General features: G+C 44.1%; 13 protein-coding genes. 8 read left to right on the top strand and 5 right to left on the bottom strand.

Annotated features, from left to right (window positions below; genetic code table 11):
• Positions 1-86: 86 nt before the first annotated feature.
• The gene (locus tag BQ7997_RS12570) at positions 87-1,628 is read left to right on the top strand and encodes a glycine--tRNA ligase (RefSeq protein WP_073346765.1); all 1,542 of its coding nucleotides are present in this window, start codon (positions 87-89) and stop codon (positions 1,626-1,628) included.
• Positions 1,629-1,639: 11 nt separating this feature from the next.
• Positions 1,640-2,206: a BamJ family beta-barrel-assembly machinery protein gene (locus tag BQ7997_RS12565; RefSeq protein WP_022137175.1), complete on the top strand. Its 567-nt coding sequence runs from the start codon at positions 1,640-1,642 to the stop codon at positions 2,204-2,206.
• 57 nt (positions 2,207-2,263) lie between these two features.
• On the opposite strand, the gene BQ7997_RS12560 is transcribed toward BQ7997_RS12565, so the two are convergent.
• Positions 2,264-3,280, bottom strand: a complete 1,017-nt coding sequence (locus BQ7997_RS12560; protein WP_073347395.1) for a LacI family DNA-binding transcriptional regulator — start codon at positions 3,278-3,280, stop codon at positions 2,264-2,266.
• Positions 3,281-3,458: 178 nt separating this feature from the next.
• Between BQ7997_RS12560 and BQ7997_RS12555 the strand changes: the two genes are divergently transcribed.
• The 6 genes from BQ7997_RS12555 (at position 3,459) to BQ7997_RS12530 (ending at position 11,620) form a co-directional block, all read left to right on the top strand.
• Complete coding sequence (locus BQ7997_RS12555; RefSeq protein ID WP_073346764.1) at positions 3,459-4,391, top strand: aldo/keto reductase; 933 nt, start codon at positions 3,459-3,461, stop codon at positions 4,389-4,391.
• A gap of 15 nt (positions 4,392-4,406) precedes the next feature.
• Entirely contained in the window at positions 4,407-5,330 is a 924-nt protein-coding gene (locus tag BQ7997_RS12550) for an amidohydrolase family protein (protein WP_073346763.1), read from the top strand.
• Between the two features lie 37 nt (positions 5,331-5,367).
• Complete coding sequence (gene fucP, locus BQ7997_RS12545; RefSeq protein ID WP_073346762.1) at positions 5,368-6,642, top strand: L-fucose:H+ symporter permease; 1,275 nt, start codon at positions 5,368-5,370, stop codon at positions 6,640-6,642.
• 24 nt (positions 6,643-6,666) lie between these two features.
• Positions 6,667-7,683, top strand: a complete 1,017-nt coding sequence (locus tag BQ7997_RS12540; RefSeq protein WP_073346761.1) for a zinc-binding alcohol dehydrogenase family protein — start codon at positions 6,667-6,669, stop codon at positions 7,681-7,683.
• A gap of 166 nt (positions 7,684-7,849) precedes the next feature.
• Positions 7,850-10,435 (top strand): xylan 1,4-beta-xylosidase, encoded by a 2,586-nt coding sequence (xyl3A, locus tag BQ7997_RS12535; protein WP_073346760.1) that lies wholly within the window; start codon positions 7,850-7,852, stop codon positions 10,433-10,435.
• A gap of 666 nt (positions 10,436-11,101) precedes the next feature.
• Positions 11,102-11,620, top strand: coding sequence for an HU family DNA-binding protein (locus BQ7997_RS12530; RefSeq protein WP_022137183.1), 519 nt, complete (start codon positions 11,102-11,104; stop codon positions 11,618-11,620).
• 123 nt (positions 11,621-11,743) lie between these two features.
• On the opposite strand, the gene murQ is transcribed toward BQ7997_RS12530, so the two are convergent.
• From murQ to BQ7997_RS12510, 4 genes are read right to left on the bottom strand one after another with little or no spacing between them, the layout of a single operon-like run.
• Positions 11,744-12,556, bottom strand: coding sequence for an N-acetylmuramic acid 6-phosphate etherase (gene murQ / locus BQ7997_RS12525; RefSeq protein WP_073346759.1), 813 nt, complete (start codon positions 12,554-12,556; stop codon positions 11,744-11,746).
• A 43-nt stretch (positions 12,557-12,599) separates the two neighbouring features.
• Positions 12,600-13,451 (bottom strand): ATPase, encoded by an 852-nt coding sequence (locus BQ7997_RS12520; protein WP_073346758.1) that lies wholly within the window; start codon positions 13,449-13,451, stop codon positions 12,600-12,602.
• Positions 13,448-14,563 carry an acyltransferase family protein gene (locus tag BQ7997_RS12515; RefSeq protein WP_073346757.1) on the bottom strand — a complete coding sequence of 372 codons (1,116 nt, stop codon included), beginning with the start codon at positions 14,561-14,563 and terminating at the stop codon, positions 13,448-13,450. Before BQ7997_RS12515 ends, BQ7997_RS12520 begins: the two co-directional genes overlap by 4 nt.
• 41 nt (positions 14,564-14,604) lie before the next feature.
• Positions 14,605-15,888, bottom strand: a complete 1,284-nt coding sequence (locus BQ7997_RS12510) for an MFS transporter (protein WP_073346756.1) — start codon at positions 15,886-15,888, stop codon at positions 14,605-14,607.
• Positions 15,889-15,898: the final 10 nt, after the last annotated feature.

The following is a 15,898-nucleotide window of genomic DNA, read 5'->3' as shown; positions in this document are numbered from 1 at the left end:
GCTGTCTTATTTATGAGATAAATCCCTATCTTTGTGGCACTTTTTACGAAAAAAGGAAAATCAAATTAATAGATATAGAAAAGAAAATGGCACAAGAAGACGTTTTTAAGAAACTTGTATCGCACTGCAAAGAGTATGGTTTCGTATTTCCTTCAAGCGATATCTACGACGGACTGGGCGCTGTATATGACTACGGTCAGATGGGCGTTGAATTGAAAAACAACATTAAGAAATATTGGTGGGACAGCATGGTGCTGTTGCACGAAAACATTGTCGGTATCGACTCTGCCATCTTTATGCACCCTACTATTTGGAAGGCTTCCGGACACGTAGACGCATTCAATGACCCTTTGATTGACAATAAGGATTCTAAAAAACGTTATCGTGCTGATGTGCTGATTGAAGACCAGTTGGCTAAGTATGACGATAAAATCAATAAGGAAGTAGCAAAAGCTGCCAAGAGATTCGGTGAAACGTTTGATGAGGCTCAATTCCGTTCTACTAACGGCCGTGTATTGGAACATCAGGCAAAGCGTGATGCACTTCATACACGTTTTGCGCAAGCTCTGAACGACAATAATTTGGAAGAATTGCGTCAGATTATCATTGATGAAGAAATCGTATGTCCGATTTCCGGTACGAAGAACTGGACGGAAGTTCGTCAGTTTAACCTGATGTTCTCTACTGAAATGGGTTCTACTTCAGACGGTGCAATGAAGATTTATCTCCGTCCGGAAACAGCTCAGGGTATTTTTGTAAACTACCTGAATGTACAGAAAACAGGTCGTATGAAAGTTCCTTTCGGTATTGCACAGATTGGTAAGGCTTTCCGTAACGAGATTGTTGCCCGTCAGTTCATCTTCCGTATGCGTGAGTTTGAACAGATGGAAATGCAGTTCTTTGTAAAGCCGGGAACTGAACTCGACTGGTTCAAAAAATGGAAAGAAATCCGTCTGAAATGGCATAAGGCACTGGGCTTTGGTGATGGCAGCTATCGTTATCATGACCATGATAAATTGGCTCACTACGCAAATGCGGCTACTGATATTGAATTCTTGATGCCGTTCGGATTTAAGGAAGTGGAAGGTATCCACTCCCGTACTAACTTCGACTTGTCTCAACATGAGAAATTCTCCGGAAAGAGTATTAAATACTTCGATCCAGAACTGAATGAATCATATACTCCGTATGTAATTGAAACTTCTATCGGTGTTGACCGTATGTTCCTTAGCATCATGAGCGCATCTTATTGCGAAGAGCAACTGGAAAATGGTGAAAGTCGTGTTGTTTTGAAATTACCTGCTGCTTTGGCACCGGTGAAACTGGCTGTTATGCCGTTGATAAAGAAAGATGGTCTGCCTGAAAAAGCTCGTGAAATCATCGACAACTTGAAGTTCCACTTCCATTGCCAATATGATGAAAAAGATAGTATCGGTAAGCGCTATCGCCGCCAGGATGCTATTGGTACTCCGTACTGTGTGACAGTCGACCATCAGACATTAGAAGATAATTGTGTGACATTGCGTAACCGCGATACCATGCAACAAGAGCGTGTCGCTATCTCTGAACTGAATAATATCATCGCAGACAGAGTAAGCATCACTTCTCTATTGAAAACTTTACAATAAACCTTTGACGAATGAGTAAAAAGATCTATTTATTCTCCTTAGTATTACTGGCTCTTACGTTTACTGCTTGTAGTGAAACGGAAGAAGTAAGTCGTTATGATAATTGGCAGGCTCGTAGTGAGGCATTTATCGACTCTATAGCGAATGTATATGTTGGGCAACAAAATGGCAGCATAGCAGTTACAGATGAAAAGGAGAGACTCTATGCCTTTACAGATTTGACCAATAATCAAAAGATATATGTAAAGAAGATACAAGACGGGGATGGAACAGAGTCTCCTGTATATACTTCTACTATCAGTGCCTATTATCGTATGTCTTATTTGAATGGAGATGTAGTTCAGCAGACTTTCACCGGAACAGAGCCGACAGAGTTTGATTCCCCTGCAGAGTTTTCTTTGGATGGTGTAATTTCCGGCTGGTCTTATACATTGGTTCATATGAAAGCAGGTGATTTCTGGACATTATATATTCCATATCAAAGTGGTTATGGTTCTGGTACTGGTAGCGATGGATCTTTACAGGCATATTCTGCATTAGTCTATAATGTAAAGTTAGATAAGATTGTAAAACGATAGTCTTATATAAGATAATAAAGGTAAATAGGTGTTGTATCGTAATGGATATAACGCCTATTATTTTTTTATACTACTCTCCCTAATCTGCAAATGAGTCGGAATCATCACCTGTCTGACAGTTTTATCTCCTTTAATCTGTTCAATCAATAATTGGCATGCTGCTTCCCCCATTTTATAGGTCTGATGAGACACGGCTGATAATTTAGGCTCTACATAATTAGCATGCTGTTCATCCGTATATCCGATAATTGCCACATCATCCGGAATCCGGAGGCCGTGATTTTTGATAACTTCCATTGCTGCGAAAGCCAATGTGTCATTCATGGCAAGAATAGCATCCGGAGGCTGTGGAAGTGACAGTAAAGTTTCTGTGGCAATCTTGCCTTCCTCATAATCAATCTTCCGGCAGACTACCAGCTCTTTTTCGATTGGAATACGATTTTCACGCAAGGCTTCCAGATAACCATGTTTTCTTCTCTTTACAATATCCAAATGATTGGCTCCACCGATAAAGGCTACCCGTTTACTTCCATTATCCAACAGATGTTGTGTTGCCATTTGCGCTGATTGTGCCCCATCTGCTACGACCGAAGAAAACTGATCCGTCAAACAAACACGGTCAAACAGGATAAGCGGCATATTGATGTCTTTCAAGGCGGAGAAATGAGAATAATCTGTCGTTTCTTGGGAGAGACAGGCGATAATACCTTCCACACGCATATTGACCAGATTCTCGATATTCCGCTTTTCATGCTCATAAGACTCGTGTGAGGTAGTGATAATCACAAAGTATCCGTTGGCGATAGCCATGTTCTCTATTCCGTTTAAGATAGAAGCGAAGAAATGGGTAACGATATCCGGAACGACCACACCGATAATGCGCGGAGCATTTTTCCGTAAGCTCATGGCGAAAGGGTTGGGACGATAATTCATCTCTTTGGCCAGTTTCTTAGCTTTGGCACAAAGTTCACGACTGATTTCGGGACTGTCTTTCAACGCCCTGGATACAGTAGGAATCGATACACCCAATGCTTGGGCAAGATCTTTGAGTGAAGTATGTTTCCGGTTTTCCATTAAAAGGTCTTCTGCTTTGAATCTTTTACAAAGAAAGCACATTCCCGGATAAATAAGAGCATTTGAAGCAATATTTTTTACGTAAACCGTTACGTTGCTTTTTACGCTCTCCTCTGACCGACGGCAATCTTTCCTGACCTATTTTTGTCGCATACAAAACTATTTAAAACCTAAAAGTATGCAATACCATGAAATCGGAAAGACGGGGATGAAAGTTTCCTCTCTTAGTTTCGGAGCTTCTTCCTTAGGGGGAGTTTTCCATGATTTGAAAGAAAAAGAAGGTATCCAGGCAGTAGCTACTGCTGTTGAAGCTGGGATGAATTTTATAGATGTCTCTCCTTATTACGGACACTATAAAGCAGAAACCGTACTGGGGAAAGCACTGAAAGAACTTCCCCGAAACCGCTATTATCTGTCTACAAAGGTGGGACGTTATGGCAAAGACGGTGTGAATTTATGGGATTATTCTGCCAAACGTGCTACCGAAAGTGTGTATGAGAGTATGGAACGCTTGAACATAGACTTTATCGACTTGATAAATGTGCACGATGTTGAATTTGCCGATTTAAACCAAGTTGTAAATGAGACACTACCAGCTTTGGTGGAATTGCGTGAGAAAGGTGTCGTAGGTCATGTCGGAATCACCGACTTGCAACTGGAGAATCTGAAATGGGTCATCGACCACTCTCCAAGCGGTACGGTTGAATCTGTCCTTAGTTTCTGCCATTATTGCCTGTGCGATGATAAACTGGCAGACTTCCTGGATTACTTTGAATCTAAAGAAATAGGTGTAATCAATGCTTCTCCGCTTTCAATGGGACTATTGAGCGAACGGGGTGTTCCCGCTTGGCATCCGGCTCCAAAGCCTTTAGTAGAGGCTTGTCGCAAAGCAATGGAACATTGCAAAGCGAAAAACTATCCGATAGAGAAACTTGCCATGCAATTCTCTGTCAGCAATCCTCGTATTGCTACCACTTTGTTCAGTACGACTAATCCTGAAAACGTGAAAAAGAATATCGCTTTCATCGAGGAACCGGTTGATTGGGAACTCGTTCGGGAAGTACAGGATATTATCGGAGAGCAGAAACGCGTAAGCTGGGCAAACTCATAAAACAGAACCGTTCGTATGGACTACACAATTATTGATGCACATGCTCATCTGTGGTTACGGCAGGATACGGTCGTAGATGGACTCCCTATCCGAACGCTTGAAAACGGCCGTTCGTTATTTATGGGAGAAATCCGGCAGATGGTTCCACCTTTTATGATAGACGGAGTGAATAGTGCGGAAGTCTTTCTGTCGAATATGGACTATGCGCAAGTGTCTGCCGCTGTCATTACACAGGAATTTATTGATGGCATACAGAATGAATATTTAGCCGAGGTTATTGCCCGTTATCCCAATCGTTTCTTTGTATGCGGAATGTGTGAGTTTCGTAAACCGGGATTTCTGGAACTGGCAAAAACACTTATAGCCAAAGGCTTTAAAGCTATCAAGATTCCCGCACATCGTCTGTTGCTGAAAGAGGGCAGGGTGATGCTGAATAGCCAAGAGATGATGCAGATGTTCCACTATATGGAAGAGCGGAATGTGATGCTTTCCATTGATTTGGCGGATGGGGCGACACAAGTTCCTGAAATGGAAGAGATAATTCAAGAATGTCCCCGGCTGAAGATAGCTATCGGACATTTCGGGATGGTCACGTTGCCGGATTGGCTCGAACAGATAAAGTTGGCACGCCACCTGAATGTAATGATTGAATCCGGAGGAATCACGTGGCTTTTCAATGATGAGTTCTATCCGTTCAAAGGCGCGGTTAGGGCTATTCGTGAAGCTGCGGATTTAGTCGGCATGGAGAAGCTGATGTGGGGTTCGGATTATCCGCGTACTATTACAGCTATCACCTACAAGATGTCCTATGACTTTGTGCTGAAATCACCTGAATTGTCAGAGAAGGAAAAAGCGCTTTTCCTAGGAGAAAATGCTCGGAACTTCTATGGCTTTACAGACCTTCCCGTGCTTCCTTACATCAAGAACATGTCTGAATGATTGAGAAAATAACCACATTGTGAAACAATATTATACCATGAAAAAAAATACATATACAATACCTCTGGCTTTGGTCTTCTGCCTTTTCTTCTTGTGGGCGATAAGCAGTAATCTGCTTCCTACGATGATACGGCAGTTAATGAAGACCTGCGAACTGAATACCTTTGAGGCTTCTTTTACGGAAACGGCCTATTGGCTTGCCTATTTCATCTTTCCCATCCCGATAGCCATGTTTATGAAACGTTACAGCTATAAGGCAGGGATTATCTTCGGATTGATATTGGCTGCTATCGGCGGTCTGCTTTTCTTCCCGGCAGCTATCTTGAAAGAGTATTGGGCTTACCTTTGCATCTTCTTCATTATTGCCACCGGAATGTGCTTCCTGGAAACAGCCGCCAATCCGTATGTCACCGTTTTAGGAGCTCCCGAAACAGCTCCCCGCCGACTGAACCTCGCCCAATCTTTCAATGGACTTGGTGCTTTCATCGCCGCCATGTTCCTAAGTAAGCTCATTCTTAGCGGAACTCATTATACACCCGAAACTCTTCCGGTTGATTATCCGGGTGGTTGGCAAGCCTATATCCAACTGGAAACGGATGCCATGAAACTTCCCTACCTGATATTGGCTTTGCTGCTTGTCGCCATAGCTGTTGTCTTTGTATTCTCCAAACTGCCGAAGATTGGAGATGAAGGCGCAGAAGTTTCTTCTGATAAAGCGACGGCTGACAATAAGAAAGAAAAGCTGATTGATTTTGGAGTACTGAAGCATTCGCATCTGCGTTGGGGAGTCATCGCACAGTTCTTCTATAATGGCGGACAGACGGCTATCAACAGTCTTTTCCTCGTATATTGTTGTACGTATGCCGGACTGCCCGAAGATACGGCGACTACTTTCTTCGGATTGTATATGCTCGCTTTCCTTTTAGGCCGTTGGATTGGTACGGGATTGATGGTGAAATTCCGTCCGCAGGATATGTTGTTAATCTATGCACTAATGAATATTCTCCTGTGCGGAGTGGTCATGATATGGGGCGGAATGGTTGGATTGTATGCAATGCTGGCTATTTCTTTCTTTATGTCTATCATGTATCCTACGCAGTTCTCCCTGGCATTGAAAGGATTGGGAAATCAAACAAAGAGCGGTTCGGCTTTTCTTGTCATGGCGATTGTGGGCAATGCCTGTCTCCCGCAGTTGACAGCCTATTTCATGCACGCGAATGAGCATATCTATTATATGGCATATTGCGTGCCGATGATTTGCTTTGTCTTCTGTGCCTATTACGGTTGGAAAGGCTATAAAGTAATCGATTAATAAACTTATTATCAAACATATCAAATGAAAGCAGTTCAAATTGTCAATCCCTTTGAAATGAAGGTGGTTGAACTGGAAAGACCGACTGTTGGATCCGGTGAAGTATTAGTAAAAATCAAGTATGTAGGCTTTTGCGGGTCAGACTTGAACACGTTCCTGGGCAAAAATCCGATGGTGAAATTACCCGTGATACCGGGACATGAAGTAGGGGCGGTGATTGAGGAAATCGGCCTGAATGTTCCGGCAGGTTTCGAGAAAGGAATGAATGTGACGCTGAATCCGTATACCAATTGCGGTAAATGTGCTTCCTGTCGTAATGGTCGGGTCAATGCCTGTGAACATAATGAAACATTAGGCGTGCAACGCAACGGAGTGATGTGCGAATATGCCGTATTGCCCTGGACAAAGATAATTCCTGCAGGCAATATCTCTTCCCGTGATTGTGCGCTGATTGAACCGATGAGTGTCGGATTTCATGCCGTATCGCGTGCCCAGGTTATTGACAACGAGTATGTGATGGTGATTGGCTGCGGTATGATTGGCATAGGAGCGATAGTACGTGCTGCCCTGCGCGGAGCAACGGTAATTGCTGTCGATTTGGATGACGAAAAACTGGAACTGGCGAAAAAAGTAGGTGCATCCTACGTGGTTAATTCTAAAACAGAAAATGTACACGAACGGATACAGGAAATAACGGAAGGATTGGGTGCTGATGTCGTGATTGAAGCAGTCGGTAGTCCGGTCACTTATGTGATGGCAGTAGACGAAGTCGGATTCACAGGACGGGTGGTTTGTATCGGTTATGCCAAGAGCGAAGTCGCTTTTCAGACGAAACTTTTCGTACAGAAAGAATTGGATATCCGTGGTTCCAGAAATGCATTACCGGCAGACTTCCGTGCGGTAATCAATTATATGAAAGAAGGGAATTGTCCGGTAGAAGAGCTGATTTCGAAGATTGCTAAACCGGAAGGAGCTTTGGAAGCTATGCAGGAATGGATGGCCAATCCGGGAAAAGTATTCCGTATTTTAGTGGAATTCTAAGATTCTGTCTATAAGGATGATAATAAAGGTGAAAGGTTTTATACCTTTCATCTTTTTTTATGCGTAAATGTAACGTGAATGATAGTCTTTGATACGAGGAAGTATGTTTTGTTAAATGAAATCGGTTAACTTTGCGCAGAACATGATAACCTATAAGTATAATAGAATGAATACAAAACTAAAATTTACACTTGGACTTTGCAGCTTTTGCCTGCTTTTTTCCTGTACTCAAAAACTACCTTATCAAGACACCTCTTTATCAGCAGAACAACGGGCTGAAGATTTGTTGCCCCGGTTGACATTGGAAGAGAAAGTGTCATTAATGCAGAATTCATCGCCTGCCATTCCGCGACTGGGAATCAAAGAGTATGACTGGTGGAACGAAGCACTGCACGGCGTAGGACGTGCCGGACTGGCTACTGTTTTTCCCCAGGCTATCGGTATGGGTGCTTCTTTCAATGATTCGCTATTATATGAGGTTTTCAATGCTACATCCGACGAAGCCCGCGTGAAATCACGCATCTTCAGTGAAGAAGGTCTGCTGAAACGTTATCAGGGATTAACCTTCTGGACACCGAATGTCAATATCTTCCGTGACCCTCGTTGGGGACGCGGTCAGGAGACGTATGGTGAAGACCCGTATCTGACAGGACAAATGGGAGTTGCCGTTGTCCGTGGTCTGCAAGGGACAGAAGACGGCAAGTATGACAAACTCCATGCCTGTGCCAAACATTATGCCGTTCATTCCGGGCCGGAATGGAACCGTCACAGCTTTGATGCGGAGAATATCGATCCTCGTGATTTGTGGGAAACCTATTTACCCGCTTTTAAGGATTTGGTGCAGAAAGCGGATGTCAAAGAAGTAATGTGTGCCTACAATCGCTTTGAAGGAGAGCCATGCTGTGGCAGCAATCGTCTGTTGATGCAGATTCTGCGTGACGAATGGGGATATAAAGGCATTGTTGTCTCCGACTGCGGAGCAATCTCCGACTTCTACCGCCCGGGGACACACGAAACTCACCCTGACAAGGAACATGCTTCGGCAGGTGCTGTGATTTCAGGCACGGACCTGGAATGTGGCGGCGCATATGCTTCCCTGACAGAAGCTGTGAAAGCCGGACTGATTGATGAAAAACAAATAGATGTTTCACTGAAACGTTTGTTGACTGCACGTTTCGAACTGGGAGAAATGGACGAAACACCTGCTTGGTCTGAAATCCCTTCATCTGTATTGAATAGCAAGGAACACCAGGCACTGGCTCTGCGTATGGCCCGTGAATCATTGGTACTCCTACAGAATAAAAACAATGTCCTGCCATTGAATACCAATCTGAAAGTGGCTGTCATGGGGCCTAATGCCAATGACTCCGTGATGCAATGGGGAAACTACAATGGCATACCTGCACATACGGTCACTTTACTGGAAGCTGTACGTGCCAAACTGCCGGCAGGGCAAATAATTTACGAACCGGGTTGTGACCGTACCAACAGGACAGCACTTCAAAGTCTGTTTGATGAATGCAGCATCAATGGAAAACCCGGTTTTGCAGCAGAATATTGGAACAATCGTAATCAGGAAGGTGACGTTGTTGCTACCGACCAAATCTCTACTCCATTCCATTTTGCAACAACAGGAGCTACCACGTTTGCTCCCGGCGTGGAACTGACCGATTTTTCTGCTCGTTATGAATCAGTATTCCGTCCATCAAAGTCGGGTAATGTCGATTTCCGTTTCCAGTTGGATGGCGAAGTGGTACTTACTATCGACGGTGAACAAGTCGCCCAAAAAGCATATGTGAAGAACCCGACGAATCTCTATACATTACAGGCAAAAGCCGGAAAAGAATATCGTATCGAAATCCGGTTTAAACAACGGAACGAAAGAGCAACGCTCGATTTTGACTTAGGCAAAGAAGTAAATGTCAACCTGAACACAGCCGTAGAAAAAGTGAAAGATGCTGATATCATTCTCTTTGCCGGTGGAATCTCCCCAAGTCTGGAAGGAGAGGAAATGCCGGTTACTATCCCCGGATTTAAGGGTGGCGACCGTACGGACATCGAACTTCCTGCTGTTCAGCGCGACTTATTGAAAGCCTTGCAGAAAGCAGGAAAGAAGATTATCTTCATCAATTATTCCGGTTCGGCTATGGGATTAGTGCCGGAAGCAGGTATCTGTGACGCTATTTTGCAAGCATGGTATCCGGGACAAGCCGGTGGAACGGCTATCGTAGATGTACTGTTGGGAGACTATAACCCTGCAGGACGTTTGCCGGTAACTTTCTATAAGAGTATTGCTCAAGTACCCGATTTTGAAGATTACTCAATGAAAGGACGTACCTATCGTTATATGCAGCAAGAACCGCTTTTCCCGTTCGGCCATGGCTTGAGTTATACAGACTTTACTTATGGAGAAGCTGAATTGAGCAAGAACACAATCGCCAAAGGTGAAAATGTAGTATTGACCATTCCGGTAAGCAATGCCGGACAACGTGATGGAGAAGAAGTGGTTCAGGTTTATTTGAAACGTCCGGGCGATAAGGAAGGGCCTCGCTATACCTTGCGTGCTTTCAAACGCGTTCATATTCCGGCCGGAAAAACTGAACAGGTCGTGATTCCTCTTACACGTGAAAGTTTTGAATGGTTCGACTCGGAAACGAATACCATGTGTCCGCTGGAAGGTACTTACGAACTGCTATATGGCGGGACATCAGACAAGGATAAACTAAAAACAGTAGTGATGAATGTGCGGTAATAATACATTCGGATTTTAATTATTCTTATAAGTTGACACGTGAAATCTATTGATTAAATCAATAAGGAAAGAACGACCTTGCTCCTTTAAAAGGAGCGGGTCGTTTCTTTTAAACCAAGACCCCGTTGGTTTTAAAGAAACGGGGCTTTCCTTTAAAAGAAAAAACAAGCATGGTAATATGTTGATATTCCGTAATTTATATACTTGTTAGGGAGAGTCCATGAAGTGCCTGTAACTTTTGGAACGGTGGTAATTATGTATTACTATTTATTCAATTAAGAATTGGCGTATCGGGCAATGGGGTATTCCTTCATAGCTATTTCCGCTGTCTTGCCACTGTCAATTTTTGTATATATCCGCCCTGTTTAATTATTGGCAGATATACAATACCTTAGTAGCAAACCTTAAGATTTACATATGTTAATCTTAGGATTTACAATGATAAATCTTAAGGTTTACTTTTGATGGTATAAAAAGGGTATTTGAAGTATTATTTAGTCCCGCAATCACTCATTCCGAATGAATCTGAGTTAATCTGAATCAATCTGGCATAATCCAAGACAATCTGAGGTAATGTACGTCCATTTGTGAAATGGAGATGATTTACCTTTGCAAAGTAATCGATTACAAATAGTCTCAAGTAATAACTAAAAAAATAAAAAGATTATGGCTTTAATTTACAGGGCGATACAATCGGGAATCGCAAATAAAGAAGGTGAGAAATTGTGGCATTTGAGTTTGGTAAAAATGAAAGATGTAATTGTGACGCAGACTTTGGCTGAGCAAATAGCGGAAAAATCTTCGTTGAGTGCAGGTGATGTACATAATGTGATTAGGAATTTAATGTCTACCATGCGCATGTATTTGCTAAATAGCTATACAGTGAAGTTGGAAGGATTAGGCTCTTTTACGATGATTGCACAAACTAGAGGTAAGGGAGCAAAAACAGCAAAAGAAGTAAGTCCTAATCAGATCACTTACTTACGTTGCCAGTTTACCCCGGAATATACGCAGCCGGCAGGTAGTATACGTACACGTGCCTTGATACAGGGTGTGAAGTTTGCGTCAGTCGAACAGTTTAAAAACATGCTGATAGGTGGATTGAACGAAGGTGGCGATGAAGAAGATAAGGATGATAATGTGGGAGGTGGTGGCTCTGGGGAAACACCGGATCCGGCAGCTTAGTTGAAATGATTCTTTAAGGTTGAATGAACATTCAGGTTTGATTTGTCCCCAATAGTATTCTAACTATTGGGGGCTTTTATAATAGAGCTAATAATTGGGGATATTGTCTTTATCGCTATATATTTAACGATGTGAAAGATTGTATGCATCAATCACCTTCTTTACCGAACCATGCAGTAACAACAGCTTTTGCGCATGTTCGTAGTCCAGACCCAGTTCTTCCATAATCATCCGTGTTCCTCTTTCCACTAATTTCTGATTGCTCAACTGCATATTCACCATCTTATTTCCTTTCACCCGTCCGAGTTGAATCATCACCGAAGTACTGATCATATTCAGAATCATTTTCTGTCCGGTGCCGGATTTCATGCGCGAACTTCCCGTCACATATTCCGGCCCGACAATCATTTCGATGGCTACATCGGCTTCTGCCGCCATCGGAGAATCGGGATTACTGGTGATACAACCGGTCAGGATGCCATGCTTGCGGGCTTCCCGTAGAGCACCGATTACATAAGGCGTAGTGCCGGAAGCCGCGATGCCGATAACGGTATCCTTATCGTTGATATGATACCCGGTAAGTTCTTCCCATCCCCGGTTCATATCGTCTTCGGCGCCTTCCACCGGATTGCGCAGGGCAGTATTTCCACCTGCTATCAGTCCGATAATCCACGTAGGCGGCATGCCGAATGTCGGCGGTATCTCCGAAGCATCCAGTACGCCCAGGCGACCGCTTGTGCCTGCACCCATATAGAAGATACGTCCGCCCTGTTTCATACGGGGGACAATCAGGTTGACAAGTTGCTCGATTTGTGGAATGGCCTTCTGTACGGCCAGTGCCACTTTCTGATCTTCACGGTTGATGTCTTCTAATATTTCTCGTACAGGCTTCTTTTCTAAATCGTCGTAGAGGGATGATTGTTCGGTTATCTGCATTGGGATGATTACAAATATCTGATTATAAGTTACTAAGAATAAACTATAATTGGTCGCACGGAACAGTGTGATACCGGATTAACCCTTCCATCGGGCTTTGGAGAATCTTACCGATGCTGACTCCCGTTTCCTGTGCGGCTTCCTGCAATATCTCCCTGTAACAATAAGCTACCGAACCGATGAAATGTGCCAGATACTGTGCATAGTCATATTGCATCACATTTCTTCGTAGGAAAGCGATGAAACTGTTGAGGACTAACCGGCGGATACCAGGCTCTTCCAAATGCTGCGCGATGAAAGGAGAAAGGCTTGCCAAAAAACGGTTCGGGAAAGGTTGACGGTAGACCCGGTCGATGATTTCGGGAGCTGTCAGGTCGAATTGTTTGAGGAATGCTTCCTTTACGGCAGGGGAGAGTTGGTTTTTCAGGATATCACCTACTAACAATTTTCCCAGCACTGCGCCGCTTCCTTCGTCGCCTAAGATAAATCCCAGTGGTGAGACGTTGTTGACAATTTCTTTTCCATTGTAAAAGCAGGAGTTGGAACCTGTTCCGAGGATACAGACAATACCTGCCTCGTGTCCGCATAGCCCGCGGGCAGCAGCCAACATATCCGAATAGGCTTTGATGTTGCCGACAATGGGTAAACTGTCGGCAATCGCCCGCCGGATGACGGGGGCTTTTTCGGGTGTACAGCCTGCACCGTAGAAATAGACGGAGTTAATCGTTCCTTCCGGTAGTTGCGGCAGGAGTGAATGGGTCAGCTCCTGTTGAACTTCTTCTTCCGATTGGAAGAAAGGGTTGAGCCCTTTCGTTCCGATTCGTTTGATAGGTGTGTCGTTGAGTACGACACACCAGTCGGTCTTGGTAGAACCGCTATCTGCAATCAGTATCATATCTTGATGTATATTTTCTTTTTATATAATATATATCCTATTGCCCAGTTGAGCAGGACGAATAGTATGGCATAAGCAAGGGAGCCCCCTTCATTCCCGAAAACGGGTTGTAGGACATTGGTATAAAAGGCCTGCTGCAAGGAAGTGCTTTCTCCCTGGCAAGTGACGGTTATGACGCCTAGCAGGATGGAGAGAACATCTGCCAGTACATAGATAAAAAGCGGATTCACTCCGAAAGACTCGAAAAAACGGCTCCATTTCTTGTATCCTTCTATGTCGATTATCCAAACAAGCAAAGCCAGCAGACTGGAACCTAGTCCGCAAGTGACCAGGACAAAAGTCGGTGACCATATCTTTTTGTTGAACGGGCAGCCGTAGCTGAGCAGGAAACCTGCGAAAGTGAGGATAGTTCCGATAAGGAAGAGCCGTTCTAGTTTCTCGCGGATATCTTTTACTTCCATCAATAGTTTGCCGACGCAGAAACCTATCAGTACGTGGGCGATGGAAGGAATAGTGCTGAGAAGCCCTTCCGGGTCGATGTGGTTGTCCTGATACATGTGTGCGTCTCCAAGGATGCTACGGTCTACAATGGAAAGAATGTTTGTTTCATTGTAGGCGAATCCGTTGCCGGTGATGAGGATGATAAAGTAGCCTGCTAATAATACAAAAATCAGATAAGGTATATACTTGTGTTTGATAAGCAAAGCGATTAATGCGGACGCTCCGTAGCAAAGGGCAAGTCGCTGCATCACTCCCAAAAACCGGATTTGGGCAAAGGGGAGTGGGTCGTGATGGTAGCAAAGCAAGGCAAACCAGTTGATGGCAATGCCGATAAGGAAGATGACGATGGTTCTTTTGATAATCTTCAGGGCAGCGGGGGTACTGAACGTGAAGTTATACTTTCTGAGTGAGATGTAGGTAGAGATTCCCATGATAAACATGAAGAAAGGGAAAACCAGGTCTGTGGGGGTAAGCCCGTTCCATTGAGCATGTTTAAGAGGAGAATATACGTATCCCCAAGACCCCGGATTATTTACCAGAATCATTCCTGCGATGGTAATGCCCCGCATTACATCGAGTGCCAGCAGGCGTTTGTTACTTGTTACATTCATGACTGTTACTTGTTAATGTGTTAAGTTATTAAGTAAATTGTTTATTGTTTCTTTCCAAAAGAATCATCCAACCGGTTGCGAATCATTAATGAAGCGATAATGCCGGGTATGGTACAAATACATACCCAGATAAAGAAGCTGGTGTAACTGGTGTGTTCCTGTATCCAGCCTGCGGGCATTCCCGGAATCATCATGCCCAGTGCCATAAATCCGGTTCCGATTGCGTAATGGGCAGTTTTGTGCTCGCCTTCCGCAATATAAATCAGATAAAGCATATAAGCTGTGAAGCCGAAGCCGTAGCCCAGTTGCTCGATAGCTACACAGATGGCTATAAACAGGGGATTATCCGGAGTGGTGGCAGCCATCCATACGTATAAAATATCCGGCAGGTTGATGGCTAGTGCCATGGGGAGTATCCATTTCCTGAATCCGTCTCGTGAAACAAGGAAGCCGCTGATAATTCCACCGACTAGCAGGGCTATGACACCTATCGTGCCGTAAATCATGCCGACTGTTGCCGTAGATAATCCCAGCCCGCCTTTATCCGTAGTATCGAGCAGGAAAGGAGAGGCTATTTTGGTTAATTGCGATTCTCCCAAACGGTAGGTGAGCAGGAAGAAGAACATAAGCCCTAAATGCTTCTTCTTGAAGAAAGTGACGAAAGTCAGGAGAAAATCTTCCAATAACTTTCCCGGTGTCAGGCCGGAGCGTTTGACATCAGAACTGGGGCGGGGCAGAATAAAGCGATGGTATAGGGTAAGCGCAAGAAATAATCCCGCCAGAAAGTAAAACGTGATGCTCCATGCCAAAGGAATGTTGTTTAGCGATGTCTCCAACCATCCTGCCAGCATCACAAGAATACCTTGACCGAAAATATTGGCGAGCCGGTAGAATGTATTTCGGATACCTACAAAGAAAGATTGCTCTTTGTTGTTGAGCCCGAGCATATAGAAACCGTCCGCTGCTATGTCATGCGTAGCCGAGCTGAACGCCAACAGCCAGAAAAAGGCAAGGGTGAATTGCACATAGTGGGGCGTAGGAATAAAAAAGGCTATTCCTGCAAATCCGGCAGCAATGAGTCCTTGCATGGCGATAACCCAGGCACGCTTCGTTTTAACCAAATCGACGAAAGGACTCCACAAAGGCTTGATAGTCCAGGGGAGATAAAGCCAGGAAGTATATAAGGCTATTTCCGTATTGGATAATCCCAGGCGCTTGTACATGATGACGGCAATAGTCATTACCGCTACATAGGGTAGCCCTTCTGCAAAGTAGAGGGTTGGAATCCAACTCCAGGGATTTTTGTTTATGGTTGGCGTTGTCATGGCATCAGTC

The sequence above is a fragment of the Bacteroides congonensis genome (assembly GCF_900130125.1).
GTDB lineage: Bacteria > Bacteroidota > Bacteroidia > Bacteroidales > Bacteroidaceae > Bacteroides > Bacteroides congonensis.
The sequence above is the reverse complement of the archived record's forward strand: the minus strand, read 5'-3'. Positions and strand labels throughout refer to the sequence as shown.

Coding starts and splice junctions, on each gene's coding strand:
- BQ7997_RS12570 (WP_073346765.1), top strand. CDS start 87: ATGGCACAAGAAGACGTTTTTAAGAAACTTGTATCGCACTGCAAAGAG.
- BQ7997_RS12565 (WP_022137175.1), top strand. CDS start 1,640: ATGAGTAAAAAGATCTATTTATTCTCCTTAGTATTACTGGCTCTTACG.
- BQ7997_RS12560 (WP_073347395.1), bottom strand. CDS start 3,280: ATGGAAAACCGGAAACATACTTCACTCAAAGATCTTGCCCAAGCATTG.
- BQ7997_RS12555 (WP_073346764.1), top strand. CDS start 3,459: ATGCAATACCATGAAATCGGAAAGACGGGGATGAAAGTTTCCTCTCTT.
- BQ7997_RS12550 (WP_073346763.1), top strand. CDS start 4,407: ATGGACTACACAATTATTGATGCACATGCTCATCTGTGGTTACGGCAG.
- fucP (WP_073346762.1), top strand. CDS start 5,368: ATGAAAAAAAATACATATACAATACCTCTGGCTTTGGTCTTCTGCCTT.
- BQ7997_RS12540 (WP_073346761.1), top strand. CDS start 6,667: ATGAAAGCAGTTCAAATTGTCAATCCCTTTGAAATGAAGGTGGTTGAA.
- xyl3A (WP_073346760.1), top strand. CDS start 7,850: ATGAATACAAAACTAAAATTTACACTTGGACTTTGCAGCTTTTGCCTG.
- BQ7997_RS12530 (WP_022137183.1), top strand. CDS start 11,102: ATGGCTTTAATTTACAGGGCGATACAATCGGGAATCGCAAATAAAGAA.
- murQ (WP_073346759.1), bottom strand. CDS start 12,556: ATGCAGATAACCGAACAATCATCCCTCTACGACGATTTAGAAAAGAAG.
- BQ7997_RS12520 (WP_073346758.1), bottom strand. CDS start 13,451: ATGATACTGATTGCAGATAGCGGTTCTACCAAGACCGACTGGTGTGTC.
- BQ7997_RS12515 (WP_073346757.1), bottom strand. CDS start 14,563: ATGAATGTAACAAGTAACAAACGCCTGCTGGCACTCGATGTAATGCGG.
- BQ7997_RS12510 (WP_073346756.1), bottom strand. CDS start 15,888: ATGACAACGCCAACCATAAACAAAAATCCCTGGAGTTGGATTCCAACC.